The sequence below is a fragment of the Tractidigestivibacter sp. genome, from assembly GCF_057241865.1.
The window spans coordinates 1-24,252 of the sequence record NZ_DBHHPX010000020.1; the positions used below are offsets into that span (position 1 = coordinate 1).

The window sequence follows — 24,252 nt, forward strand, 5'->3', positions numbered from 1 at the left end:
GTCCCGGCCCCAATCCCCAAGCCTGCTGCGGCCCAAGCCCCGCCCGCCAAGGCACCCGCAGACGATGCCCCGGTCCTCACCGAGGAGTTTGCAAGCATTGCGGCTATGCTTGAGGATGCGTTTGGCGGCTCGGTCGTCGTGAAGCCCGACGACCAGGGGGCGCCCTCGGCATCCGACGGGGAAGGCACGGATTAGCTCTCCCAAGAGCTTCCACCAGAACACAACCAACAGGAGGAACACATGTCCAAGGGATCTAGAGGCGGCTACAACATGGGTGGCATGAACCGTAACCAGATGATGGCCCAGGCCCGCAAGATGCAGGAGCAGCTTGCCGCGGCGCAGCAGCAGGCCGCGTCAGCCGAGGTCTCGGCCTCGGCCGGTGGCGGCACGGTGAAGGTCACGGCCACAGGCGACCTTCGCCTCACCTCGGTGACCATCGACCCACAGGCGCTCGACCCAGAGGATGCCGATATGCTGCAGGACATGATCCTCGCCGCGGTGAACGATGCCCTCGAGCAGGCAGAGTCTGCCACCGAGAAGGCCATGAGCGCCGTTACCGGCGGACTTAACATCCCGGGGCTCTTCTAGGGATGGATCAGCTCAACGACGGCCACGCGCTCCAGCGTCTTCTCGATGAGCTGGGCAGACTTCCTGGTGTGGGACCCAAGTCCGCCCAGCGCATCGCGTACTACCTTCTCGAGGCAGATGCCGAGGAGGCGCGCAGGCTTGCCACGGCAATCCTCGAGGTAAAGGAGCAGGTCCACTTCTGTCCCATCTGCTTTAGCTACGCCACGCACGATACCTGTGACGTATGTTCCGACGTCTCGCGCGACCGCACGACCATCTGCGTGGTCTCCGAGCCGCGTGACGTCTCGGCCATCGAGCGGACGGGCAGCTACCACGGGCTCTATCACGTGCTTGGGGGCGTCATCTCGCCCATGGACAAGATTGGCCCCGAGCAGCTCCACGTGAGGGAGCTGCTTTCCCGCTTGGCATCGGGCGAAGCCCAGGAAGTAATTCTCGCCACAAACCCCGACGTGGAGGGAGAGACGACCGCCACGTATCTCTCGCGCATCATCCGCCCGCTTGGTGTTCGCGTGTCTCGCCTTGCCAGCGGGCTGCCTGTGGGAGGGGACCTGGAATATGCCGACGAGGTGACGCTTGGCCGCGCTATCGAGGCGCGCCACGAGGTGTAGCGCGCGGAGGGGCTAGGATGGTATTGGTTCGAGAAGCACAGGGGGAGACGAGATGAGCTACGCATCTAATGGCGAGAAGTACAGGCGCTCCGCGCATGCCGTGCACGCTGCAGGCAGGCGCGCCGTTGGCGGTGCGCCCAGGAGTGGTGCGCACGCAGCCCCCGAGGACATCGACGACAGCGCAGCCCCGCGTCAGAGCGCCGCTCCCGCAGGCTCCCTCGAGACCCTCTCCGCCGGTCAGGGCGCACGCGTTACCACACGCGACAATGCCACCGAGGCAGCCGACATCGCACGCGATCGCGCCGCCGAGCGCTCTCGCAACCGTCGGCTTAGCGGACGCAACAGGCCTAGCTATGGGCATGAGCCCCAGCGCAAGTCCCCCGACGTGAAGTCGGTCCTGCTCGTTGTTGCGGGTGTGGTGGGGCTCTTCGTGATTCTCGCCATCGCGGCCTTTGTCACGTTCCTCAATGCCCAGGACACCCCCCAGTCCCAAGAGACCACGACCACCGTGGAGGAGCCGCAGCAGACACAGACCACCGCCGACGGCACCGTTACGTATCAGGGTATTACCTACAGCATCGAGGCCGCCGAGGCCGGAGGGTATGCTGTGATGGGCACCGACTCCCAGGGCAACAAGTCGCAGGAGTTCACCGTCGAGGGCACACCCGTCTCGCTCATCCTCTACAACTCGGCCATCGTGGTTCCCGAGAACAAGTCCAACGGCACGTGGGACGTGGTGGCCTACACGATTGGCGGCGACTCGGCGCCCATGTCGGTCGTCGACTCTTCTGGCAACGCCATCATGGGTATGGGCACCATCTCTTCTGCCTCGCTTGATGGGTCCGTTGTCCATGTGACGGACTCAAACGGTGCCACCACGGACGTCGCGCTCGAGTAGGGGGGTACGGCGATAGCGGGGGCGGTTGTGGCTGTGACTGTGGCGAGAAATTCTCATCGTGCGTACTCACAGGTGTACTTTTCTGTCCGTTGGGGCCTTCGGAAGCGGGGGTGTGGTAGATGCTTCCCCTTGTGCGTACGCATAAGCCTTAACCTCTGACACGTCTCTTCTCGGCAACTGGGCAGACGCGATGGCCCTGTCAGAACTTGTCAATCGTGCGTACGCAGAAGGGGAGTAATTTGCCAGCGCGGGGCTCCAAGGCCCGCCTTAGGGCAGAAAACCGCACGTGTGCGTATGCACGATGGCTACCTTTTGCCGCAAGCTCCTACGGGGAAGATCCCCGCGAACGGCAACGCATGGCATCTGTGGCATCCACAAAACTTTTCCATAGTTCTGGCTAGACAGATCTCGCATTCCCTGCGTATAATAGCTCCCGCAACGCGCGTGGGGTATTAGCTCAGCTGGTTAGAGCGCCGGCCTGTCACGTCGGAGGTCGCGGGTTCGAGTCCCGCATATCCCGCCATTGTAGATTCTAGGAGCCCCGAAAGGGGCTTCTTTCATACCCATGCGTGCCACGGTCGCCAAACTGCGCCGCAATCCGCGGCCTCTCTGGGGCATATTGTGACAGGCTGCCCCCAATCGCTTCAATTGATACGGTAAATAGTACAATTGATTCAACCGCTGATGCCGCACTGGTATCATTGGAGCAATACGATTTCCGAGAGCACTATGGAGACGCACAGCATGCTCGCTTCCACAAACGATAGCGCGCAACCGCAGAGAAAAGCCAGGCTTGCCGTGTTCGACTTCGATGGCACGTCCATTGACGGCCAGTCTGGCGCGCTCTTCTCGGTGTACCTGTGGCGTCACGGGCTCATGTCCGTCCCGCGCGCCCTTGCGCTCAGCTGGTGGGGGCTGCGCTACAAGCTGCATCTGCCGCAGAGCCAGGACGAGGCACGCGAGCTTGTCTTCGGGGCACTCGAAGACCTGGGCCATCGCGACATCGACAAGATCATGCACGAATTCCATGAGAGCGTCCTCAAAGACCGCTATCGCCCCGAGGCTCCGGCAGAGGTTGCCAAGCGGCGCAAGGAAGGCTGCGTTACCCTGCTCGTCTCGGCAACGTTTGCACCCATCGCAGCCGATGCAGCCAAGACCCTAGGGGCAGATGACTACATCGCCACGGGCATGGAGTGTGACGCAGACGGCAACTATACCGGGCGTGTCGCAGGCACCGTGATACAAGGCCCCGAGAAGGTCGCAGCCGTTACCCGCTGGGCGGACGCTCACCTTGGCAAGGGTGCATGGACCCTTGCGTATGCCTATGGCGATCACCACACAGACGCCACGCTCCTCTCGGCGGCAGCAAAGTGCTATGCAGTGTGCCCAGGGGAGACGCTTCGAAAGTTGGCACGGCAGCATGGCTGGGAAGTCCTCGAGTGGGGCGACTCTCCAGCAAAGATGAGTCCGAAGAGGGGGCCAGCCCGTCGGGCTGCCAGGAGGTAGAAATGGAGATCTCGAGAAAGACCGATTACGCGCTCCGCATGCTTGCGTCGCTTGTCCAGAACCCGGACGGCGTTGTGTCGGTGCGCACGGCGGCGAAGGACAACGATGTCCCGTACTCGTTTGCCCGCTCCATCCAGCACGACCTTGCTTTGGCGGGCATCGTCGAGAGCACGCGCGGCGCACATGGCGGCATGAGGCTGGCTGTCGACCCGCGCACCACGTCGCTCTTGAGGATTGTGGAGGCGGTCCAGGGGTCAATCGTGATATCTGTCTGTGACTTTGCCGGAGATGATGGTGGCCCTTGCCCTCGCATGGCCGAATGCCACTTCAACCCTGTCTGGTGCAACGCCGAGCGCATGCTGCGTGACTACTTTGGCTCTGTGTCCCTCTACCAGGTCGTGATGGAGGGCAAGGTCCCGCAGATGACGGGCTCGTTCAAAGTCATGGGTCGCAGGCATCGGCAGAAGGCTGTTGCCGAGTGACGCCAGCGCTGCCCCCAGAAGTCCTTGCTGCGTTTCGCGCGACCGTGCTGGCACGTGGGCGCGAGTTCTACCGCGACTTGCCGTGGCGGCGGACGAAAGACCCCTATGCCATCTGGATCTCGGAGGTCATGCTCCAGCAGACGCAGGTCTCGCGTGTCGACGGGCGCTGGCAGCACTGGCTTGAGCTCTTCCCCACGACAGACGCGCTGGCCTCTGCGGACGCGGCGGACGTGCTCGACGAGTGGCAGGGCCTGGGCTACAACAGGCGTGCGCTCTCGCTTTGGCGAGCAGCGCAGGAGGTCTCTGCTGCAGGTGGTCATGTGCCGTCCGACGATGCTGCCCTGCGCGCGCTTCCCGGCATCGGGCCGGCTACGGCGGCGGGGATTCGCGCCTTCGCCTTTGACCTCCCGGGCGTCTATCTCGAGACCAACGTGCGCACCGTCCTTCTCCACGAGCTCTTCCCGGAGGAGCAGTCCGTTTCGGATGCGACGTTGGCACCCATTGTGCGCGCGACCTGCCCGTCGGACGCCGACAATCCGTCGGACGACCCACGTACCTGGTACTATGCTTTGCTCGACTACGGGGCGCACCTCAAGGCCACTGTCCCTAATCCCTCGCGACGCTCTCGCTCGCACGTGAAGCAGTCTCAATTCGAAGGCTCTCACCGACAGAAGCGTGCGGAGGTCCTGCGCATCCTCCTCGCTCACCGAGATGATCCGCGTGGCGGCGTGGACCTTGATACTCTTTGCGTGGAGCTTTTCCGCATGGAGCGCGCAGCGGGTAGAAGAGGTGTGAGTGCGTCGGATGCCCAAGCGTTGTTGGCAGAGCTTTCGAGAGAAGGATTCTGCCATAATCACAGTAGCATTTGGTGTACCTGATGCTATCATGTGTATCACCTGCGCAAGCAGGGGGGGATCCGAAAGGGGGATTCCGACGTTTCCCCAGTGGCGGGGAAGGAGAGGAGCGGTAATGGCAGTCGATTTCAAGAGCTCTCAGACCAAGAAGAACCTCGAGGCAGCATTTGCAGGCGAGTCCCAGGCAAGCCGCAAGTATTCCTACTATGCCAGCAAGGCCAAGAAGGAGGGCTACGTCCAGATCTCTGACATCTTCACCGAGACTTCTGGCAACGAGTCCGAGCACGCCAAGCTCTGGTTCAAGTACCTGCACGACGGCGACGTGCCCGACACCCTGACCAACATCAGGGATGCTGCGGCTGGCGAGAACTACGAGTGGACCGACATGTACAAGGGCTTCGCCGAGACTGCCGACGAGGAGGGTTTCAAGGAGATTGCTGCCAAGTTCCGTCTGGTCGGCGAGGTCGAGAAGCATCACGAGGAGCGCTACAACAAGCTCGCCGAGCGCGTCGAGAAGGGCGAGGTCTTCAACCGTCCGGGCGTCAAGGTTTGGAAGTGCCTCAACTGCGGCCACCTGCACGTTGGCCCCGAGGCCCCCAAGGTCTGCCCGGTCTGCAACCACCCGCAGAGCTACTTCGAGGAGCAGGCGATCAACTACTAGTACCTCGTTGCTCATCGCATGCCCTGCGCCCGTCCTCATGTTGAGGATGGGCGCTTTTTTGTGTGACCTTGCAGGGGCATGCGTTGCCAGACCACGGCAAAATCACTGATCAGGAAATATCTTTGAAAACGATAGCCAGTTGCTATCAAACACTCTACCAATGCTGGTAGATTTTGCCGCCATAAGCGTTACTATGCAGGTCATGAAAAAGACGGTGACATATACAGCGTTATCGGGGAATCAGATGCCATAGCCCGAGAAGAGACGCCGCAGTGCGGTGACTGGTCTCGGGCTTCCTCGCTTCCCACACGCTCGGCGCAGATGGCGCCACCATCAAAAAAAGGAGAACATCATGGCCTTCGAACTCAACCCCGACTTTGCCAAGGATCCCGAGAAGCACTTCAACACCCTACAGGTTCACGCCGGCTGGTCACCCGATCCCGTTACCGGCGCGGCAGCCCTTCCTGTCTACGCCTCGGCCGCATTCCAGTTTGACGACGCCGCCGACGGTGCCGCCAAGTTCGCGCTTGCCAAGCCCGGCAACGTCTACGGCCGCCTGACCAACACCACCACCGACGCCGTTGCCGCCCGCATTGCCGCGGTGGAGGGCGCCGCCGGTGCCGTGGCCGTTGCCTCTGGCCACGCCGCCGAGATTCTCGCCCTCACCAACCTGGTTGGCGCCGGTGACGAGATTGTTGCCTCCGACTCCCTCTATGGCGGCACGTGGAACATCTTCCTTCACACGCTGGGTGACCTTGGCGTCAAGACCACGTTCGTCGAGAACAACGACATCGACGCCTTTGTTGCCGCCACCACGCCCAAGACCAAGCTCTGGTACGTCGAGACCATCGGCAACCCCCTCGTAGACGTGGTCGATGTCCCCGCCATCGTCGAGGCGGCCAACGCGCTTCCCAGCCCCGTGCCCGTGTTTGTGGACAACACCTTTGCCACACCGTATATCTATCGTCCGGCAGAGGATGGCGCGGCAGTCGTGATTGAGTCTCTCACCAAGTGGATTGGCGGCCACGGCACAACGCTTGGCGGGGCCGTTGTCGATACGGGCAAGTTCAACTGGAAGCAGGACCCCGAGAAGTGGCGCACCATCGCCCAGCCCGACCCGTCCTACCACGGCGTGGTCTTTGCCGACGCGGCACCTGCCGCCCCGTTTGCCACCCGCGTGCTCGCCAACAAGCTCCGCGACTTTGGCCCTACGCTCTCCCCGTATGCGGCTCAGCTCATTGGCCTGGGCATCGAGGACCTCTCCCTGCGCGTCCAGCGTCACTCCGACAACGCGCTTGCCGTTGCCAGGTGGCTCAAGGAGAATCCCAAGGTCTCCTGGGTGCGCTACTCCGGACTCGAGGGCGACCCCTCGCACGAGGTCGCGAGCCGCATCCTGCACCACGGCTTTGGCGGCGTAGTGGTCTTCGGCGTCAAGGGCGGGCGTGAGGCTGGCCTTGACGTGGTGAACAATGTGAAGCTCTTCACGCACCTCGCCAACGTGGGTGACGCCAAGTCCCTCATCATCCACCCCGCCTCCACCACGCACTCCCAGCTCACGGCCGAGCAGCTCCAGGCCGCGCACCTCTCCGAGGACCTCATCCGCCTGTCCATCGGCATCGAGGACGTGGATGACATCATCGCCGACCTCGACCAGGCCATCGCCAAGGCATAGGGGGCTGGCAGCGACTCGCCGGTCCTGTGCCTGGCCTACATGGGCTTGCTGCATTCGGGTCCCGTCGCCGTTTGGCGCCGGGGTCCGATGCCGTGGCGGGCGTCCGTGGGCCTTGGGGCAAAGGTTCGGGCTTGTGCGTACGCACGACGCGGGTTTCTCGCCAAAAGACGCCCTCGGGAGGGCTGGCTGGGCAGGATGTTCCCGTTATGCGTACGCACGACGCGGATTTTCTGACAAGGGCCTCGTGTTTGCCCAGTTGGACGAGAGGTGCCTGGCAGCAGGCGGAGGTTGTGCGTACGCACGACGCGGGTTTCTCGCCAGCAAGCAGCCCCAGGGCTCCCATCTGCCAAATAGCATCGGTTGTGCGTACGCACGACGTCGCTTTTCTGCCGCACCCGTCGTCCCCTACCTCTTCCCGCGGGAGGCAGCGAGTTTGCCTGCGCAACCGTCGACGGGATCCTGCAGCCCGACATTGGCTCTCCGACGGGGGCGAGACGCAAGGCAACCGGGTGGTACGCGTGACGTGCAACACCGACCTGCTCGTTGGTGCAACGGGAACGTCGTGTGCCGATGCCCCTATCGATAATGGCAACGCTGACAACCCCGCAGGGTTACTTCTTCCCGCTACTGCTTCCGCTTGGTGTAGCGGTCGGGCCTTCCCGCGCTGGGGCAGATGTCTGCCATGGGGCATCCCACGCACTTGGGGGCGCGTGCGGTGCACACGTCTCGCCCAAAGTGGATCCACTCCTCGTTGACCGGTCCCCAAAGCTCGCGCGGGATGATGTCGAGAAGGTCCTTCTCGGCATCAAGCGGCGTCTTTGCCCTCGTGAGGCCAAAGCGCGTGGCCAGACGGTATACGTGGGTGTCGACGGCGATGCCGTCCACCACGCCAAAGGCCTTGTTGAGCACGATGTTGGCAGTCTTTCTCCCCACACCCGGCAGCTGGCAGAGCTCCTCCATGGTACCGGGCACCTCTCCGCCAAAGTCGGAGACGATCATCTGTGCCGCCTCGACGCAGTGACGCGACTTTGCACGCCAGAATCCGATCGTGCGTATGACCTCGCCAACCTCCTCTGGGTCTGCGGCTGCCATGGATTGCGGGTCTGGCCAGCGGCGGAAGAGCTCGGGTGTCACGCGGTTCACAGCGACGTCGGTTGTCTGCGCCGAGAGAAGCACGCAAATCACGAGCTCAAAGGGGTCCCTAAACGAGAGAGCGCTCTCAGCGTCGGGATAGAGCTCGCCCATGCGCCGGCAGATCTCGCAGGCGCGCTCGCGCTTGGACGACTTTGACTCCCTGGACATCCCAACCCCCTTCTCTGACACTCTTGCTGTGCGGAGTCTATCGCTTTTTGCGTGAGAGGACGGGTCACATCGAGCAGTGGGTGCGGAGACGGGCCTGGTATGGAGCCACACCCCGATGCAGAGTTCATCGCTTTTCCCGAATCTGCGGCCGCTGCCGTCCGATAACCGCCCGCACCGCGCATTGCGCCGTTCGCACCCCCATGTGGAACCGTTCCCGCAGTCATTGGCTCAACACTTGTGCGACCTCAGCCGATTTGCGTTTATGGAATATAATTGGAGAAAACGGGGTGGGCGTCCAATAAGCTGCACGTCACGCCCCATGGGGGACACAAACGACGCGTAAGGAGCGAGCATGCAGACTCGTGACAGTTCTCTGTACCTGAGCGGCGACGATCTCTACCTGCTAGCAAAGGGCGAGTGGTATCGCAGCTATGACAAGCTGGGCGCACACCAGGCCGTCGACGAGAATGGCACCGGGGGCTTCCACTTTGCCGTGTGGGCACCTGGGGTTAAGAGCGTCCACGTAATCGGCGAGTTCAACGATTGGGACGAGGGGGCCAACCCGCTTGCCCAGACCAAGACCGGTGACGTGTGGGAGGGCTTCGTCCCTGGTGCCGAGATGGGCTCCCTCTACAAGTTTGCCATAGAGACAAACTCCGGCGCCCGGCTCTACAAGGCAGACCCGTACGCGTTCCTTGCCGAGAAGGTACCTGGCACGGCGTCGCGCACCTATGACATCAATGGCTATGCGTGGGGCGACAAGGCCTGGCTCGCCCAGCGTGCCAAGGCCGATAAGCTCAAGAGCCGCCTCAACATCTACGAAGTGCATCTTGGATCCTGGCGCCGCCACGGCGACGAGCCCCAGGGAGACCCGCGCCCCGATGGCACCTACCCTGGCCCTGGCGACCCGTTCCCCGCACAGCGTGGTGAGTTCTACTCGTATGACGATCTCTCTGTCGAGCTTGTCGACTACGTGCGCACCATGGGCTACTCACACATCGAGCTCATGCCCGTTATGGAGCATCCGTTTGACGGCTCGTGGGGCTACCAGGTGACGAGCTATTTTGCTCCCACCTCGCGCTACGGCGAGCCCAAGCAGTTCAAGCACTTCATCGACGCCTGCCACAAGGCCGGCATTGGCGTCATCCTCGACTGGGTGCCCGGCGGCTTCTGCGCAGACGAGCAGGGCCTTGCCACCTTTAACGGCGAGATGCTCTACGAGAACGAGATTCATCCCAACTGGGGCACGCACAAGTTTGACTTCTCGCGCGGACAGGTGCGCACCTTCCTGATCTCCAACCTGCTCTACTGGGTGGACGAGTACCACGCCGACGGCATCCGTATGGACGGCGTGACCTCCATGCTCTACCTCAACTTTGGTGTGGACGACCCGCGCCTCAAGAAGTTCAACGCGCGTGGTACCGAGGAGGATGACGACGCCATAGCGTTCATCCGCCAGTGCAACTCCACGATGGGCAAGTACTACCCAGACGTCTCGATGATTGCCGAGGAGTCCACGGCGTGGCCGCTCGTGACCTACCCGCCCGAGGACGGTGGCCTGGGCTTCAATTTCAAGTGGGACATGGGCTGGATGAACGACACGCTGCACTACATGCAGACCGACTTCCCCTATCGTCCGGGCAACCACAGGCTGCTTACCTTCTCGACCATGTACCAGTTCAACGAGAACTTCCTGCTGCCGCTGAGCCACGACGAGGTGGTCAACGGCAAGTGCTCGCTCATCACGCGCATGCCCGGTGACTACTGGCGCCAGTTCGCTGGCATGAGGGTGCTTGCCTTCTACCAGATGACGCATGCGGGCGGCAAGCTCAACTTCATGGGCAACGAGATCGCCCAGTTCATCGAGTGGCGCTACTACGAGGGAATCCAGTACTTCCTCGCCGAGCAGTATGACACGCATCGCCACCAGCAGCAGTTCATCGCCGCCCTCAACGCGTTCTACAACGCGCACCCTGCGCTCTGGCAGCGCTCCTACACAAGCGGCGGCTTCGAATGGATCGACGCCGACAATGCCAAGCAGTCGGTCATCTCGTTCATCCGTAAGGGCGACAACCCCAAGGACGACCTCGTCATTCTCATCAACTTTGATGTCAATGCGCGCGAGGGCTTCCGCCTTGGCGTGCCCGAGGAAGGCTACTACGATGAGGTCTTCAACTCCGATGCCGAGCAGTTTGGCGGCTCTGGCGTGGTCAACGTTGGCAAGCTCGAGACGAGCGAGACGGTGTGGAACGGCCGTAAGCAGTCCGTCATTGTCCGCGTTCCTCCCCTCGGTGGCCTTGTCCTGCGCCGTACCGGCGCTCTGAGGAAGCGTCGCACCACAACCACGAAGGCCAAGTCGTCTGCCGGTGCGACAAAGAAGCCCGCGAGCAAGGCCGAGAAGTCCACTACGGCCAAGAAGCCTACAGTCAAGAGGCCCGCAAGCAAGGCCGCTGCCCCCAAGGCGGCTGCCGCCAAGAAGCCCGCAACGCGCCGCGCGTCCTCCGGAGGGACGACAAAAAAGTAAGAAAACCGCTTTCGTCATGTCATGCGTACCATTCAACGTGCACATGACGAAAGCGCTCGTATAATGTGACGGGAACGTTCCCATATCTTCATCGGGGCGTTCCGGTCTGCAAGACATGACATTGGAGTCGCATGGCACAGGGAAAGATCTTTAGGGACACCGCGGATTTCGAGAAGCAGTATCGCGAGGCTTGCATGGCAGACCTCAGCAAGAAGTTCGAGGACTGCACTGCGCTCGAGCGCTACCAGGTGCTCGCAACGCTCATCGCCAAGAAGTCGCGCAATATTGGCATCGCAACCCACGAGAAGGGCGAGAAGAAGGTCTACTACTTCTCCCTCGAGTTCCTTTTGGGGCCCCTGCTTGACAACTACCTGCTCAACCTTGGCGTCCATGACATCGTCGCCAAGGGCATGGAGGACATGGGAGGCTCCCTCGAGACCATCTGCCGCCAGGAGGCAGACCCTGGCCTCGGCAACGGAGGCCTTGGTCGTCTCGCCGCGTGCTTCCTCGACTCCATGGCCCATGAGGGCATCGCGGGCTACGGTAACGGCATGCGCTACCAATACGGACTTTTCCGCCAGGTCATTGAGGGTGGCCGCCAGGTCGAGAAGACCGACAACTGGCTTGAGAACGGCTTCCCTTGGGAGTCTCGCCGCGACTCCAACACGGTGATCGTCCAGTTTGGCGGCGAGGTCGTGCGCCACGAGGACGAGACAGGCCGCTACTGGTTTATCCAGGAGGGCGGCGAAAAGGTGCGCGCCGTCCCGTACGACGTGCCCATCGTTGGCTACGGCACCAAGAAGGTCAACCGCCTGCGCCTCTGGAGCGCCGAGCCCTACGAGGAGAACTTCGACCTCGACGCGTTCAACGCCGGCGACTACGCCAAGGCGAACAAATTCCGCTCCGACGCCGAGGCCATCTCGACCATCCTTTACCCCAATGACTCCGGCGAGCACGGCAAGATTCTGCGCCTCAAGCAGGAGTACCTGTTTGTCTCCGCAGGCCTCCAGACCATCCTCGCCACCTACGAGCGCGACTTTGGCCCCGACTGGGAGCACCTTGCCGACCACGTGGCCATCCACACCAACGACACGCACCCCGCAATGTGCGGCCCCGAACTCATGCGCCTGCTGGTTGACGGGTGCGGCGTGGACTTCGACCTGGCATTCAAGATCGCCAAGGCGACCATCTCCTACACCAACCACACGGTCATGCCCGAGGCACTGGAGAAGTGGCCCATCAACACCTTCCGTGCCCTCATGCCGCGCCTGTACATGTTCATCGAGGAGATTGACCGCCGCTACCGCGAGAACTTCCCCCACACTTCCCCCGACTGGGGCGAGATGCTCAAGAGCACGGCCATCCTGTGGGACGGCCAGGTCCGTATGGCGAACCTCTCCATCATCTTCAGCCATTCGGTGAACGGCGTCTCCGCGCTCCACACGGGCATCCTCGAAGAGGGCGTGCTCAAGGACTTCTACCGCCTGTACCCCGAGATGTTCAACAACAAGACCAACGGCGTCTCTCACCGTCGCTTCCTCACGGAGGCAAACCCCTCCTACGCCGGTCTCATCTCCGGTGCCATTGGCAAGGGCTGGCTGGACGATGCCTGCGAGCTCGAGAAGCTCACGGCCCTCGAGGGTGATGCGGGCTTCCTGGACGAGATGGAGAAGGCAAAGCGCACCGACAAGGAGCGCCTTGCGGCCTATATTCGCGAGACCTCCGGCGTCGAGCTTGACTGTTCCATGGTCTTCGATGTGCAGGTGAAGCGCTTCCATGCCTACAAGCGCCAGCTTCTCAACGTGTTCAAGATCCTGGACATCTACAACCGCGTCCTGGCCGACCCGCACTTCGACCCGCGCCCCACGGCGTTCATCTTCTCGGGCAAGGCAGCCCAGAGCTACACCTTTGCCAAGGAGGTTATCCGCCTCATCAACTCGGTCGCCGACGTGGTGAACAACGACGCCCGCACGAACGACAAGATCAGGGTCGCCTTTGTCCCCAACTTTGCCGTGTCGAGCGCCCAGCTCATCTACCCTGCCGCCGAGATCTCTGAGCAGATCTCGACTGCTGGCACTGAGGCGTCTGGCACCTCGAACATGAAACTCATGATGAACGCGGCCATCACCCTTGGCACCTACGATGGCGCCAACGTCGAGATCGCCAAGCTCGTGGGTGACGACAACATCAAGATTTTTGGTCTGCGCACCGAGGAGGTCGAAGCCCTGCGCACCTCTGGCTGCTACTTTGCATGGGACCAGTACAACGCCGACCGCGAGCGCCTTGGTCGCGTGGTGGATATGCTCTCCGATGGCTCCCTTGCACACCTCTCGGGCAACTTCGAGAGCATCCACGACTACCTCATGGCGAGCAACGATCCGGACCTCGTTCTGCGCGACTTCCGCTCCTATGTTGACGCTTGGGACGAGCTCACAACCGCCTACGGAGACCGCGGCGCATGGAACCGGGCTGCGCTGCACAATACCGCCAAGGCGGGGTACTTCTCTAGTGACCGAACTATTCGCGAGTACATGGCGGATATCTGGCATATTAAGGCGTAGGAATCACCCCGCGGTCCTGCGGGTTGAAGGTACGAGGCATGTGTTGGGACGACAGAAGGAAATGGGGGACCTTATGAGCAAGAAGGAATGCATAGCGATGCTTCTTGCCGGTGGGCAGGGCAGCAGGCTCGGTGCGCTTACCAGCAACGTGGCAAAGCCTGCAGTCTCGTTCGGGGGCAAGTTCCGCATCATCGACTTCGCGCTCTCCAACTGCGCGAACTCGGGCGTCACAACGGTGGGTGTGCTCACGCAGTACCGTCCGTATCTCCTGCACTCCTACATTGGTACCGGCGAGGCCTGGAACCTCGACGAGCGTGACGGTGGGGTCTCCATCCTCCCGCCGTACGCCACCCAGACCGGCGGCGCCTGGTATGAGGGCACGGCAGACGCCGTGACGCAGAACCTTGGCTACATCGAGCAGAACGACCCAGATTACGTGCTTATCCTCTCTGGTGACCAGCTCTACCGCATGGATTACGGCAAGATGCTCGAGAACCACAAGCGCCACAACGCCGACCTCACCATCGCGGTTATGCCCGTGCCTTGGGAGGAGGCCTCGCGCTTTGGCATCATCACCCAGGACGAGGACGAGCGCATCGTCAAGTTCACCGAGAAGCCCAAGAAGCCCGATTCCAACCTCGCCTCGATGGGCATCTACATCTTCAACACCGACCTTCTCGTGAGCTCGCTCAAGGAGGATGCTATCGACCAGACCTCCGAGCACGATTTCGGAAAGGACATCATCCCCAAGCTCCTGGCAGACGGCAAGCGTCTGTACACCTACGAGTTCAACGGCTTCTGGCGCGACGTGGGTACCATCTCGAGCTACCACGAGACGAGCATGGACCTTCTCGGGCCCAACCCCGCATTCGACCTCTACAGCCAGGACTTCCCCATCATGAGCAACGCCTCCACGAGGCCGCCTGCGTATGTTGGGTGCGACGGTGACGTCGACGACTGTCTGGTTGCCAATGGCGTGCAGGTATTCGGTAAGGCCAAGCACTCGATTCTCTCGGTTGACGCTTACGTTGGCGAGCATGCCACGGTTGCCGACTCCGTCCTGCTTCCCGGTGCCGTCGTGAAGAACGGTGCGCACGTCGTCCGCGCGATCCTGGGCGAGAACTCTGTCGTCGAGGAGAACGTGGACCTTGGTAGCGTCGACTCTACGAAGGACACGGCCGTCATTGGGAATGACGTCGTTGTCGGGAAGGGGGAGTAAGCAATGGATAAGGTCATAGGTCTCATTACGTGCAACTACTCGGCCAAGTCTCCGAGCGCACTCGTCGAGAGCCGTCCGGTCTCGTCCATGCCGTTCCTTGGCCGCTATCGTCTGGTCGACTTCCCCCTGTCTAACATGGTCAACGCTGGCCTGCGTACGGTGGGCACAGTCATGCCGTACAACTACCGCTCGCTTATCGACCACGTTGGGTCCGGCAAGGACTGGGGGCTTGACCGCAAGAACGGCGGCCTCTTCATTCTGCCTGGCTCTGCCTTTGGCACCTCACGCACGGGTGCGCGCTTCCTGCTGCGCGACCTTGTCCACAACAAGGTCTTCTTCACGAGGTCGAAGTCCGACTACGTGGTCTTCTCGACCGCCAACTTCGTGTACAATATCGACCTCGACGGGCTGTACGACGCCCATGTGGCCTCTGGTGCCGACATCACCGTGCTCGTGAAGCAGGCCAGCGGCAACGACGCCGACGTCACCGGCTTTGGCCTTGACGGCTCTCGCGTCACAGGCGTGAAGCACGGCGTTTCCTTTGGCGATGCCGCTTTCCTCGACTGCTTCCTCATCAGCCGTCAGCTCCTGCTCGACATGTTCGACTGGTACGCTGCCACCGATTACCTCGACCTGTTTGAGGCCATGGCCAACGACTATGGTCGCGTGAACGTCCAGGCGTACAACTTTGACGGCTATGCCGCTGCGGTGTTCAACAAGAAGAGCTACTACCGCTCCAACATGGACGCCCTTGACCCGCGCATCAACGCCGAACTCTTCCCCGAGGGTCGCTTCATCAAGACCAAGGCGCACGATACCTCTCCCGCAAGGTTCGAGGTTGGCTCCCACGTCACCAACTCGCTCGTCTCGGCCGGCTGCCGCATCTTCGGCAGCGTGGGCGATTCTGTCCTGGGCCGCAACGTGATCGTTGAGAGCGGCGCCACCATTCGCGGCTCCGTGGTGATGCAGGACTGTGTCATCAAGAGCGGCGCTCGCGTCGAGAACGCGATCGTCGACAGGAACAACCTCGTCCCGGCGGGCACCGAGCTTCGTGGCACCCCTGAGGACGTGCTCGTCAAGGAAAAGGGTCGCGAGTAAAGGTGGAGACCATGCCAACAAGCGCACACCGCAGGAAGCTGAGGGTTCTCTTCGCATCCTCAGAGGCGGTGCCGTTCGCCAAGACCGGCGGCTTGGGCGACGTGGCGGGCTCCCTCCCGCGCGCGCTCAAGCACGCTGGTGCCAAGGCGGCAGTGATTATGCCCAAGTACGGAACGATCCCCCAGGAGTACAAGGGCCGCATGAAGCACGTTGCGGACTTCTATGTGCCCCTAGCCTGGAGGAATGTCTACTGCGGCATCGAGAAGCTCGAGCTGCAGGGGCTCGACTTCTACTTCGTGGACAACGAGGCGTACTTCAAGCGCGATAGCCTCTACGGTTACTTCGATGATGGCGAGCGCTTTGCGTTCTTCGCAAAGGCCATCTGCGAGGCCATCGTCAAGGTCCCCGAGCTTGCGTGTGACGTCTTGCACTGCAACGACTGGCAGACGGCGCTCTGCCCCGTCTTTCTCCGCGAGTTCTATCGCGGCGCTCCGCAGTGCAGCGACGTGAAGACTGTGATGACGGTCCACAACATCAAGTTCCAAGGTCAGTACGGCGACGACATGCTCTCCGACGTGCTCGGCCTTGCCGACATTCCCGCGGCACGTGACCAGCTCTACTGCGACAGGGACTCGATCAACTTTATGAAGGGCGGCCTGTGCTACGCGGACGCCCTCACCACCGTGAGCCCGAGCTATGCCTACGAGCTGCAGATGCCGTTCTACGGGGAGGGGCTTGACCCCATCTTCCGCAGGCGTTCCGGCATCCTCACGGGCATCCTCAACGGGATTGACACCAACATCTGGAGTCCCAAGACCGATGGCATGATCACGGCGAATTACTCTGCCGAAGACCTTGCCAACAAGGCCGAGTGCAAGCGCGCCCTCCAAGAGGAGCTTGGCCTTCGGCAAGACCCCACGCGTCCGCTTGTGGTGATGATCGGTCGCCTCACCAACCAGAAGGGCCTGGGCCTTGTCCGCTATGCCATGGACGGCATCATGAAGCGCGGCGTCCAGGTGGCCATCCTTGGCACCGGTGACGCGGACCAGGAGGAGGCGTTCCGTTACTTCGACCAGAAGTATAGCGACATGATGTGCGCGCGCATTGCCTTTGACAACGCGCTCTCGCACCGCATGTACGCAGGCGGTGACATCCTGCTTATGCCGTCCGAGTTTGAGCCCTGCGGCCTCTCCCAGATGATTGCCATGCGCTATGGCACGCTTCCGCTCGTGCGCGAGACGGGCGGCCTGCGCGACTCGGTGGCCCCGTACAACAAGTTCACCGGTGAGGGCACAGGCTTCCGCTTTTCCAACATGAATGCGGACGAGATGTCCGACACGCTCCTAGGGGCCTGCGAAATCTTCTGGACGAACTCCGAACTCTGGACTAAGCTCATGCTTCAGGCCATGGCGACAGACTTCAGCTGGCGCCGTGCCGCGAACGACTACATGGACATCTACCACGGACTTCATCCAGAGGTCATTAGGTACAACAAGAGAAGAGACAGGTAAGGCTTGAAGGCGCGTCACGTAACTTCCGACAGGGAGTACCGATATCCCTTTGGCGCCGTCCGGTTGGGCGGCGCCGTTACTGTAGGCATTGACGTCTGGGATGACGAAGTCGTGTTCTGCACGCTTCGCACCTGGGCCGATGGCATTGGCGAGCGCTTGTTCGAGATGCATGGCGAGAGGCGCGGCAGCGTGACGCACTTCTCGGTCACCTTCACGCCGGAGCGTACCGGCGTCATCTGGTACAGCTTTGACATCGAGGCGTCGGATGGTGCCGTATGGCGCTACGGCGCACAACCCGGCTGGACCACCGGCGAGGGCGCGTTTGCCTACGGAGACCCGCCGTCGTTCCAGATCACGGTCTACAAGCAGCGCGCCATCCAGCCCAACTGGTATCGCGGCGGCATTGTCTACCAGGTCTTCCCCGATCGCTTTTTCCGCGGCAAGGACTGGCGGCACAGGGTCGATGTGGCCATGGAGCGCCCGCACATCGCGGGTCCCGGCCGCACGCTGGTTGACGATTGGTCGACCCCGCCCAGCTACGACAAGGACGAGAACGGCCGCATCAAGCATTGGGACTTCTATGGCGGCACGCTTGAGGGCGTCCGCGAGAAGCTGCGCTACCTCAAGGACCTTGGCGTGACGGTCATCTACCTCAACCCCATCTTCGAGGCGGCGAGCAACCACCGCTACGACACCGGTGACTACATGGCAATCGATCCCATGCTGGGGAACGAGGAGAGCTTCCGCCGCCTGTGCGTGGATGCCGAGGAGATGGGTATCTCGGTGATTCTGGACGGCGTGTTCAACCACACCGGATGCGATTCTCGCTACTTCAATAAGTATGGCAACTACCCGGATTCTGTGGGCGCCTATCAGGACGTGGACTCTGTCTACCGCTTGTGGTACACCTTCCGCGACGACGGGACGTACGACAGCTGGTGGGGCGTGGACGACCTGCCGACCATCAACGAGAACGATCCCTCCTACCATGCGTTCATTTGCGGCCGCGAGGGCGTAGTGCGCCGCTGGCTGCGCGACGGCGCGCGCGGTTGGCGCCTGGACGTGGCCGATGAGCTGCCGGACTCGTTTATCGCCGACATCAAGCATGCGGTGCTCGCCGAGAAGCCCGACGGCCTTCTCATCGGAGAGGTGTGGGAGGACGCCAGCAACAAGACGGCCTACGGGACGCTTCGCCAGTATTTTGAGGGCTCTGAGCTTGACGGCACGATGAACTACCCGCTGCGCAAGGGGCTTCTCGCCTTCATGCGCAACGAGATTGGCGCGCAGGAGCTCACGCGGCGTTTGGAACAGCTGGGCGAGAACTACCCAGGCCAAGCGCTCTACAGCGAGCTGAACCTGCTGGGAAGCCATGATCGTGCGCGTCTGTTCACGATGCTCGGCGGTGCTCCCAACCCCGATGCGCTCTCCGAGTCGGAGTGTGCGTCCTATAGGCTGGACCCCGGTCAGCGAAACCTTGCCAAGAGTCGCCTCTGGGCCATTACGCTGCTGCAGATGACCCTGCCTGGCGTCCCTTGCATCTACTACGGAGACGAGTGTGGCATGGAGGGGTTCCGCGACCCCCACAACCGCGCGACGTATCCGTGGGACGGCGGCGACAAGGACTGCTTCGACATCTACCGCAATGCCATTGCCGTGCGCAAGACGCTTGACGTGCTGGTGGACGGCAGGTTTAACCCGTTTTCCGTTGGCGATGACGTGTTTGGCTTTTGGCGCAGGAGCCGCATCAAGAGCGACTGCGTCTGCGTGCTTGTCAACGCGAGCCTGCATGTCTCTCGTACCGTACGCGTGCCCATCGAAAGCGGCATGGAGGTCTCCGACGTCATCTCCGGCCAAGATCCCAAGGTCTCTCAGGGCCAGGCCGAGGTCTTCCTTTGGCCACTGGGGACGGCGGTGCTCCACTTCCACAGGCACGAGCGCCTGCAGAAGCCTCTTGAGCGCGGCATGGGCGTGCTGTGCCATGTGACCTCGATTCCCAACGACGGCAAGCCGGGAACGTTGGGGGCACCCGCCAGGCGCTTCGTCGATTGGCTTGCCAGCTGCGGCCAGCGCTACTGGCAGGTGCTTCCGGTGAACCCCACCGACGAGTACGGCTCGCCCTACGCGGGCCTGGCTGCCTTTGCGGGCAACATCGCCCTTCTCGAGCGTAATCCCGAGGAGGTCCTTGCCGATGACGCGCTCTTTGGCGACGGTCGCTTTGTGGAGTTCTGCGATGACAACGACTACTGGCTTACCCCCTATGCCACCTTCTGCGCGCTCAAGGACAAGTTCGACGGTGCGCCGTGGCAGCTGTGGCCAGAGCAGTATCGCGGGTATTCTCCGCACTTGGCAGATGACCCCGAGCTTGCCGTGGGCATCGAGATTACGTGCAAGCTGCAGTTTGAGTTTCAGCGCGAGTGGAGCGAGCTTCGGGCGTATGCCGCCGAGCGAGGCGTGCGCATCGTGGGCGATATGCCCATGTACGTCTCGCAGGACTCTGCCGACGTGTGGAGCGAGCCCGACATCTTTGACATCGACGCGGACGGACGTGCCGCGATGCAGGCCGGCGCTCCGCCCGACCAGCTTTCCACCGAGGGCCAGCTCTGGGGCAACCCCACCTACGACTGGGATGCTCTGCGCTCTGATGGCTACGATTGGTGGCTCCGCAGGCTTGACCGAGCCTTCAAGCTCTATGACTACGTGCGGCTGGATCACTTCATTGGGTTCTCCTCGTACTACGCGATTGAGGCGGGCAAGCCGGCAACCGAGGGTTCGTATGCCTTCGGGCCAGGGGCAAACCTCTTCCGTGCCGCAAACAGGCTCTTCGGCGGCCTGCCACTGATTGCCGAGGACCTGGGCAACGTCACGCCGGCGGTGCGTGCGCTTATCGCCGAGACGGGCGTGCCCGGCATGAGCATTGTGCAGTTTGCCGACCAGGACGTTCGCAAGGAGTTCACGCCCGGCAAGGGGACTGTGGTCTACACGGGCACGCATGACACCGAGACGCTCGTTGGCTGGTGCGCCCGAAGCTTCGCAGGCGGCGATGAAGAGAAGGCTGTCGAGCTTGCGCGTGACATCGAGCGTCGTACTGTTGGCGTGGAGAACGATGTGGTGATTATGCCGCTGCAGGACGTGCTGCTCCTAGGCGATGACGCGCGCATGAACGTGCCTGGCGTGGCCGAGGGCAACTGGACGTGGAGGGCCACCGAGAGCGACGTGCGTGCCGCGACCGAATGGCTGAATGAGCTTGCGGACGGCTCGGGAAGGGCCGTCGAGAGGTAAGCGCCATGCTTGCGTGGCCTGGGGGGCCTGGTGGTCGCGTGTCCGCCGGGCCCCCAGGCGGCAGAACCAGCTGTCCAGCCCGCGGTTATGACAAACTCAATCTAATTGAATATTTTCTTAAGCTCCCTGTTGGCGTTCAGTTATGATAGTCGTCATCCTTTACCTGAACCTTACCTTAGTCAGAAGGATTCGACCATGGCACTCACGCGCAAAGAGTTCGATGTCTTGAGTTCTCTGGCCACCAGGGGGGATGGCGACAGGGCGGAGCCCACGGAGTTCGCTGGCCTTCGCACCTCGGGGCTTGTCATGGACAATGGCCTTACGGACCTCGGCCGCATGGCGCTCGAGCCATACCGCGTGGACAACGCAATCATCATGGCAGCGGGCCTCTCGTCCCGCTTCGTGCCCGTCTCGTACGAGCGTCCCAAGGGGCTCACAAGCGTGCGCGGCGAGGTTCTCATCGAGCGCCAGATTCGCCAGCTCCACGAGGCCGGTATCACCAACATCACCGTTGTCGTGGGCTACCAGGCGGGGGAGTTTTCCTACCTCGAGGGCAAGTTCGGCGTTCGCCTGGTCACGAACGACCTCTATGCCGAACGAAACAACAACTGGACGCTGTGGCTTGTCCGCAGCCAGCTGAGCAACACCTACGTGTGCTCCTCGGACGACTACTTCATGCAGAACCCCTTTGAGCCCTACGTCTACAAGGCCTACTACGCTGCGGTGTACGTCGATGGTCCCACGGACGAGTGGTGCCTGGGCACCAACGAGGACGGAAGGATCGTCTCGGTAGACGTGGGTGGGTCCGACGCTTGGGTCATGCTCGGCCACGTGTACTTCGACCAGGCCTTCTCGGCCGCGTTTGTGGACATCCTTGGCAAGGTCGTGTCGGATCCGTCGTATGGCAAGGCGCACGCGGGGGACCTGTGGGAGGCAATCTTTGCCAGCCACCTCGATGAGTTTGACATGGAGATTCGCCACTACCCCGAAGGCATGGTTCAGGAGTTCGACTCGCTCGACGAGCTTGCCGCCTTCGATCCCGAGTTCTTGGATACCGTCACGTGTCAGCCGCTCGACGATGTGGCGCTTGCCCTGGGCTGTGATCGCTCGGACCTGCACGACTTCTATCCTGTGACCAAAGGGCTTACCAACCAGAGCTTCCACTTCTCCGTTGGCAAGCGGGAGTACATCTACCGCCGGCCCGGCCGAGGCACCGAGAAGTTCATCAATCGCAAGGCCGAGACGGACGCGGACACCGTGGCCCGCAACCTTGGCATTGACCGCACCTTCATCTGCGAGGACCCGGAGCGCGGCTGGAAGCTCTCGCATTTTGTCGCGGACGCAAGGAGCGTGGACCCCTTCAATCCCGACGAGGTCGCGCGCGCCATGGCGCTTGCAAGGCAGATCCACGAGTCCGGTGCCAGCATCGGCACCAGCTTCGACTTCTTTGCCGACGGCTTGGGCTATGAGCGTCTGCTTCTCGAGCATGGTCCCATTGCCATCCCCGGCTACCACGGGCTTCGCGAGAAGATCGTTCGCCTAAACGCGCTCTCCTCGGCGGACGAGGGCTTCCCCACGTGCTTCTGCCACAACGACTATCTGCCGCTTAACTTCCTCATCGGCAAGGACGGCTCCATGAGCGTAATCGACTGGGAGTTTGCCGGCATGGGCGACCCGGGCAACGACACGGCTACGTTCATCATCTGCTCTCAGTACGATGAAGCGCAGGCCAACGCTGCTATCGACGCCTACTTTGGACGCCCGGCAACCTTTGGGGAGCGTCGCCACTTCTGGGCCCGCGTGGTGCTGGGCGGCTGGTGCTGGTACGTGTGGGCGCTCGAGAAGGATGCCGAGGGCGCTGGTGTGGGTGAGTGGCTCGACATCTACAAGAGCTACGCCACGACCTATATAGACGAGGTTCTCTCTTGGTACGAGAGGGATGACGCCTCGAAGGCGGGGCGCGGCGCTGCCCGTCGCGCAAGTGACGGCATTGCCGCAGACAATCGTTGACGAAGACTATCCGAGAGGGGAACACATGCCCTATGGGTTTGGAGCAGCGCTCACCTGGGCGCTCGACACGGTGATTCTTGGCATGGCACTTGCCGGCCCAGCGTTTTTCTCGTCGCCCCAGGGAATTGCGCTCGCAGCGTTTACCAGCACCTTCCTGCACGATGCCTGCTCTGCAGCCTTTGCGTTTGGCTATATGGGCCTGCGTCATAAGCTCGGCGAGACCTGGAAGACCCTGCGGAGCAAGGCGGGGTTGGTCATTGTGGTCGCGGCCCTCATCGGCGGCCCTGTGGGCATGACGGGGTACGTGCTTGCCATCAACAACATTGGTCCTGCGTATACAGCTGCCATCTCGGCATTCTTCCCGGCGTACGGCGCGGCGCTCGCCGCGCTTGTGCTCAAGGAGCGCATGCGCCCCTACCAGTGGGTGGGCCTTGCCGTGTGCCTGGTTGCCGTGGCGGTTCTGGGTTGGACGCCTGTTGACGGGGTGCCCGGAAGTTGGACCACGGGCATTGTCGGCGCACTTGTGTGCGTGCTTGGCTGGGGCACCGAGGCCGTGGTGATCGACTGGGGCCTGCGCAACGCGAGCGTGGATGACGAGTGTGCCATGCAGATCAGGCAGACCACCTCGGCCGTCGCGTATGCGCTCGTCATTTTGCCGCTCCTGGGCGGCTGGCCCAGCGCGATTGAGGTTCTTTCCTCAGGCTCCATGCCCACCATCGCGCTTGCCGCGCTCTCGGGCACGGTGTCCTACCTGCTCTACTACAAGGCGATCGCAACGATTGGCGCTTCGAGGGCCATGGCGCTCAACATCACGTACTCCGCGTGGGCCATCCCGTTCTCGATGCTGCTCTTGGGCACCATGCCCGACGTGCGTGGGGTTGTGTGCGCCACCGCGATCATCTTGGGTGCGATAGCTGCTGCTACGGACGTGAGGCCGCTTCTCTCCCGCGGGAAAGGGGCCTCGGCGTAGGCGCGGGGCAGGTGGCGTTCGTGCTTCAGGAAAGGCTGCAGCTCAGTTGTATCCTCTCGGAGAGCCACAGGCTTGCTGCCTAGTGAGCTCGAACAGCGGCTTGGAATTCGTTGCGCCCTGAGCCGCCATGGCGCCCCACACCCCTCGCGGCAATCTGCCACGTGTTTCTGTCGGGGCATCGGACCAGTCGATGCACAAAATTGCCCTAGCGCTGGGAATTTCCGTCTCGCGTGCACAAAAACGGTCTATCGCGGGGCACTTTGCAGCACCGACATCAAAGGTACAACTATAGTATGCATAATAGTGCATTTTGATGATAATGTATGCAGTCTAATGGAACTATGGTTCAATAGTTGATCCTATGGTCACCAAAAGACCCCGCGATAGACCGTTTTTGTGCATGGGCACTCCGTTTTCCCAGCGCTAGGGCAATTTTGTGCATCGCGTCGTGGACGATGGCCTCGAGGAGAGACGTCACGGCTGCTGGTGACTTTATCCCAGCGGGGTGG

At 62.0% G+C, this 24,252-nt stretch carries 18 protein-coding genes and 1 tRNA gene; 18 read left to right on the forward strand and 1 reads right to left on the reverse strand.

Features of this window, described 5'->3' with window-relative positions; translation table 11 throughout:
* The 10 genes from ACO59D_RS07740 to ACO59D_RS07785 all read left to right on the forward strand — a co-directional run.
* On the forward strand, nucleotides 1-195 hold a 195-nt coding region (locus tag ACO59D_RS07740), incomplete at its 5' end, for a hypothetical protein (protein ID WP_485126496.1).
* 75 nt (nucleotides 196-270) lie between these two features.
* On the forward strand, nucleotides 271-588 hold the full coding sequence (locus ACO59D_RS07745) for a YbaB/EbfC family nucleoid-associated protein (RefSeq protein WP_130811674.1): 318 nt from the start codon (nucleotides 271-273) through the stop codon (nucleotides 586-588).
* A 2-nt stretch (nucleotides 589-590) separates the two neighbouring features.
* Nucleotides 591-1,196, forward strand: a complete 606-nt coding sequence (gene recR / locus ACO59D_RS07750; protein WP_485126497.1) for a recombination mediator RecR — start codon at nucleotides 591-593, stop codon at nucleotides 1,194-1,196.
* Between the two features lie 52 nt (nucleotides 1,197-1,248).
* Nucleotides 1,249-2,094, forward strand: a complete 846-nt coding sequence (locus ACO59D_RS07755) for a hypothetical protein (RefSeq protein WP_485126498.1) — start codon at nucleotides 1,249-1,251, stop codon at nucleotides 2,092-2,094.
* Nucleotides 2,095-2,540: 446 nt separating this feature from the next.
* Nucleotides 2,541-2,617 (forward strand) — tRNA-Asp (locus ACO59D_RS07760).
* Between the two features lie 221 nt (nucleotides 2,618-2,838).
* Nucleotides 2,839-3,600: an HAD family hydrolase gene (locus ACO59D_RS07765; protein WP_485126499.1), complete on the forward strand. Its 762-nt coding sequence runs from the start codon at nucleotides 2,839-2,841 to the stop codon at nucleotides 3,598-3,600.
* A 2-nt stretch (nucleotides 3,601-3,602) separates the two neighbouring features.
* Nucleotides 3,603-4,082 (forward strand): RrF2 family transcriptional regulator, encoded by a 480-nt coding sequence (locus tag ACO59D_RS07770; RefSeq protein WP_485126500.1) that lies wholly within the window; start codon nucleotides 3,603-3,605, stop codon nucleotides 4,080-4,082.
* The gene (locus tag ACO59D_RS07775; RefSeq protein ID WP_485126501.1) at nucleotides 4,079-4,960 is read left to right on the forward strand and encodes an HhH-GPD family protein; all 882 of its coding nucleotides are present in this window, start codon (nucleotides 4,079-4,081) and stop codon (nucleotides 4,958-4,960) included. The genes ACO59D_RS07770 and ACO59D_RS07775 overlap by 4 nt, the downstream gene beginning before the upstream one ends.
* Before the next feature lie 91 nt (nucleotides 4,961-5,051).
* A complete protein-coding gene (gene rbr, locus ACO59D_RS07780; RefSeq protein WP_485126502.1) occupies nucleotides 5,052-5,597 on the forward strand; it encodes a rubrerythrin in 546 nt (181 codons plus the stop codon).
* A gap of 352 nt (nucleotides 5,598-5,949) precedes the next feature.
* Entirely contained in the window at nucleotides 5,950-7,269 is a 1,320-nt protein-coding gene (locus ACO59D_RS07785) for an O-acetylhomoserine aminocarboxypropyltransferase/cysteine synthase family protein (RefSeq protein WP_485126503.1), read from the forward strand.
* 624 nt (nucleotides 7,270-7,893) lie between these two features.
* Here ACO59D_RS07785 and nth read toward each other — a convergent pair.
* On the reverse strand, nucleotides 7,894-8,571 hold the full coding sequence (gene nth / locus ACO59D_RS07790; RefSeq protein WP_485126504.1) for an endonuclease III: 678 nt from the start codon (nucleotides 8,569-8,571) through the stop codon (nucleotides 7,894-7,896).
* A gap of 352 nt (nucleotides 8,572-8,923) precedes the next feature.
* On the opposite strand from nth, the gene glgB reads away from it, so the two are divergent.
* The 8 genes from glgB (at nucleotide 8,924) to ACO59D_RS07830 (ending at nucleotide 23,743) form a co-directional block, all read left to right on the forward strand.
* On the forward strand, nucleotides 8,924-11,095 hold the full coding sequence (gene glgB, locus ACO59D_RS07795) for a 1,4-alpha-glucan branching protein GlgB (protein ID WP_485126505.1): 2,172 nt from the start codon (nucleotides 8,924-8,926) through the stop codon (nucleotides 11,093-11,095).
* Between the two features lie 131 nt (nucleotides 11,096-11,226).
* On the forward strand, nucleotides 11,227-13,656 hold the full coding sequence (locus tag ACO59D_RS07800) for a glycogen/starch/alpha-glucan phosphorylase (protein ID WP_485126506.1): 2,430 nt from the start codon (nucleotides 11,227-11,229) through the stop codon (nucleotides 13,654-13,656).
* Between the two features lie 73 nt (nucleotides 13,657-13,729).
* Entirely contained in the window at nucleotides 13,730-14,875 is a 1,146-nt protein-coding gene (locus tag ACO59D_RS07805; RefSeq protein WP_130811302.1) for a glucose-1-phosphate adenylyltransferase, read from the forward strand.
* 3 nt (nucleotides 14,876-14,878) lie between these two features.
* Nucleotides 14,879-15,973, forward strand: coding sequence for a glucose-1-phosphate adenylyltransferase subunit GlgD (gene glgD, locus ACO59D_RS07810; RefSeq protein WP_485126507.1), 1,095 nt, complete (start codon nucleotides 14,879-14,881; stop codon nucleotides 15,971-15,973).
* An 11-nt stretch (nucleotides 15,974-15,984) separates the two neighbouring features.
* Entirely contained in the window at nucleotides 15,985-17,484 is a 1,500-nt protein-coding gene (glgA, locus tag ACO59D_RS07815) for a glycogen synthase GlgA (RefSeq protein WP_485126508.1), read from the forward strand.
* 3 nt (nucleotides 17,485-17,487) lie between these two features.
* A complete protein-coding gene (locus tag ACO59D_RS07820) occupies nucleotides 17,488-20,763 on the forward strand; it encodes a 4-alpha-glucanotransferase (RefSeq protein WP_485126509.1) in 3,276 nt (1,091 codons plus the stop codon).
* A gap of 195 nt (nucleotides 20,764-20,958) precedes the next feature.
* Nucleotides 20,959-22,773 (forward strand): phosphotransferase, encoded by a 1,815-nt coding sequence (locus ACO59D_RS07825; protein WP_485126510.1) that lies wholly within the window; start codon nucleotides 20,959-20,961, stop codon nucleotides 22,771-22,773.
* Between the two features lie 25 nt (nucleotides 22,774-22,798).
* A complete protein-coding gene (locus ACO59D_RS07830) occupies nucleotides 22,799-23,743 on the forward strand; it encodes a DMT family transporter (RefSeq protein ID WP_485126511.1) in 945 nt (314 codons plus the stop codon).
* Nucleotides 23,744-24,252 lie beyond the last annotated feature (509 nt).

What these genes read in the sequence shown, in the direction of transcription:
- glgB (WP_485126505.1), top strand. Translation starts at nt 8,924, where the DNA reads ATGCAGACTCGTGACAGTTCTCTGTACCTGAGCGGCGACGATCTCTAC.
- ACO59D_RS07755 (WP_485126498.1), top strand. Translation starts at nt 1,249, where the DNA reads ATGAGCTACGCATCTAATGGCGAGAAGTACAGGCGCTCCGCGCATGCC.
- glgA (WP_485126508.1), top strand. Translation starts at nt 15,985, where the DNA reads ATGCCAACAAGCGCACACCGCAGGAAGCTGAGGGTTCTCTTCGCATCC.
- ACO59D_RS07805 (WP_130811302.1), top strand. Translation starts at nt 13,730, where the DNA reads ATGAGCAAGAAGGAATGCATAGCGATGCTTCTTGCCGGTGGGCAGGGC.
- nth (WP_485126504.1), bottom strand. Translation starts at nt 8,571, where the DNA reads ATGTCCAGGGAGTCAAAGTCGTCCAAGCGCGAGCGCGCCTGCGAGATC.
- ACO59D_RS07765 (WP_485126499.1), top strand. Translation starts at nt 2,839, where the DNA reads ATGCTCGCTTCCACAAACGATAGCGCGCAACCGCAGAGAAAAGCCAGG.
- ACO59D_RS07770 (WP_485126500.1), top strand. Translation starts at nt 3,603, where the DNA reads ATGGAGATCTCGAGAAAGACCGATTACGCGCTCCGCATGCTTGCGTCG.
- rbr (WP_485126502.1), top strand. Translation starts at nt 5,052, where the DNA reads ATGGCAGTCGATTTCAAGAGCTCTCAGACCAAGAAGAACCTCGAGGCA.
- ACO59D_RS07830 (WP_485126511.1), top strand. Translation starts at nt 22,799, where the DNA reads ATGCCCTATGGGTTTGGAGCAGCGCTCACCTGGGCGCTCGACACGGTG.
- ACO59D_RS07745 (WP_130811674.1), top strand. Translation starts at nt 271, where the DNA reads ATGGGTGGCATGAACCGTAACCAGATGATGGCCCAGGCCCGCAAGATG.
- glgD (WP_485126507.1), top strand. Translation starts at nt 14,879, where the DNA reads ATGGATAAGGTCATAGGTCTCATTACGTGCAACTACTCGGCCAAGTCT.
- recR (WP_485126497.1), top strand. Translation starts at nt 591, where the DNA reads ATGGATCAGCTCAACGACGGCCACGCGCTCCAGCGTCTTCTCGATGAG.
- ACO59D_RS07800 (WP_485126506.1), top strand. Translation starts at nt 11,227, where the DNA reads ATGGCACAGGGAAAGATCTTTAGGGACACCGCGGATTTCGAGAAGCAG.
- ACO59D_RS07785 (WP_485126503.1), top strand. Translation starts at nt 5,950, where the DNA reads ATGGCCTTCGAACTCAACCCCGACTTTGCCAAGGATCCCGAGAAGCAC.
- ACO59D_RS07825 (WP_485126510.1), top strand. Translation starts at nt 20,959, where the DNA reads ATGGCACTCACGCGCAAAGAGTTCGATGTCTTGAGTTCTCTGGCCACC.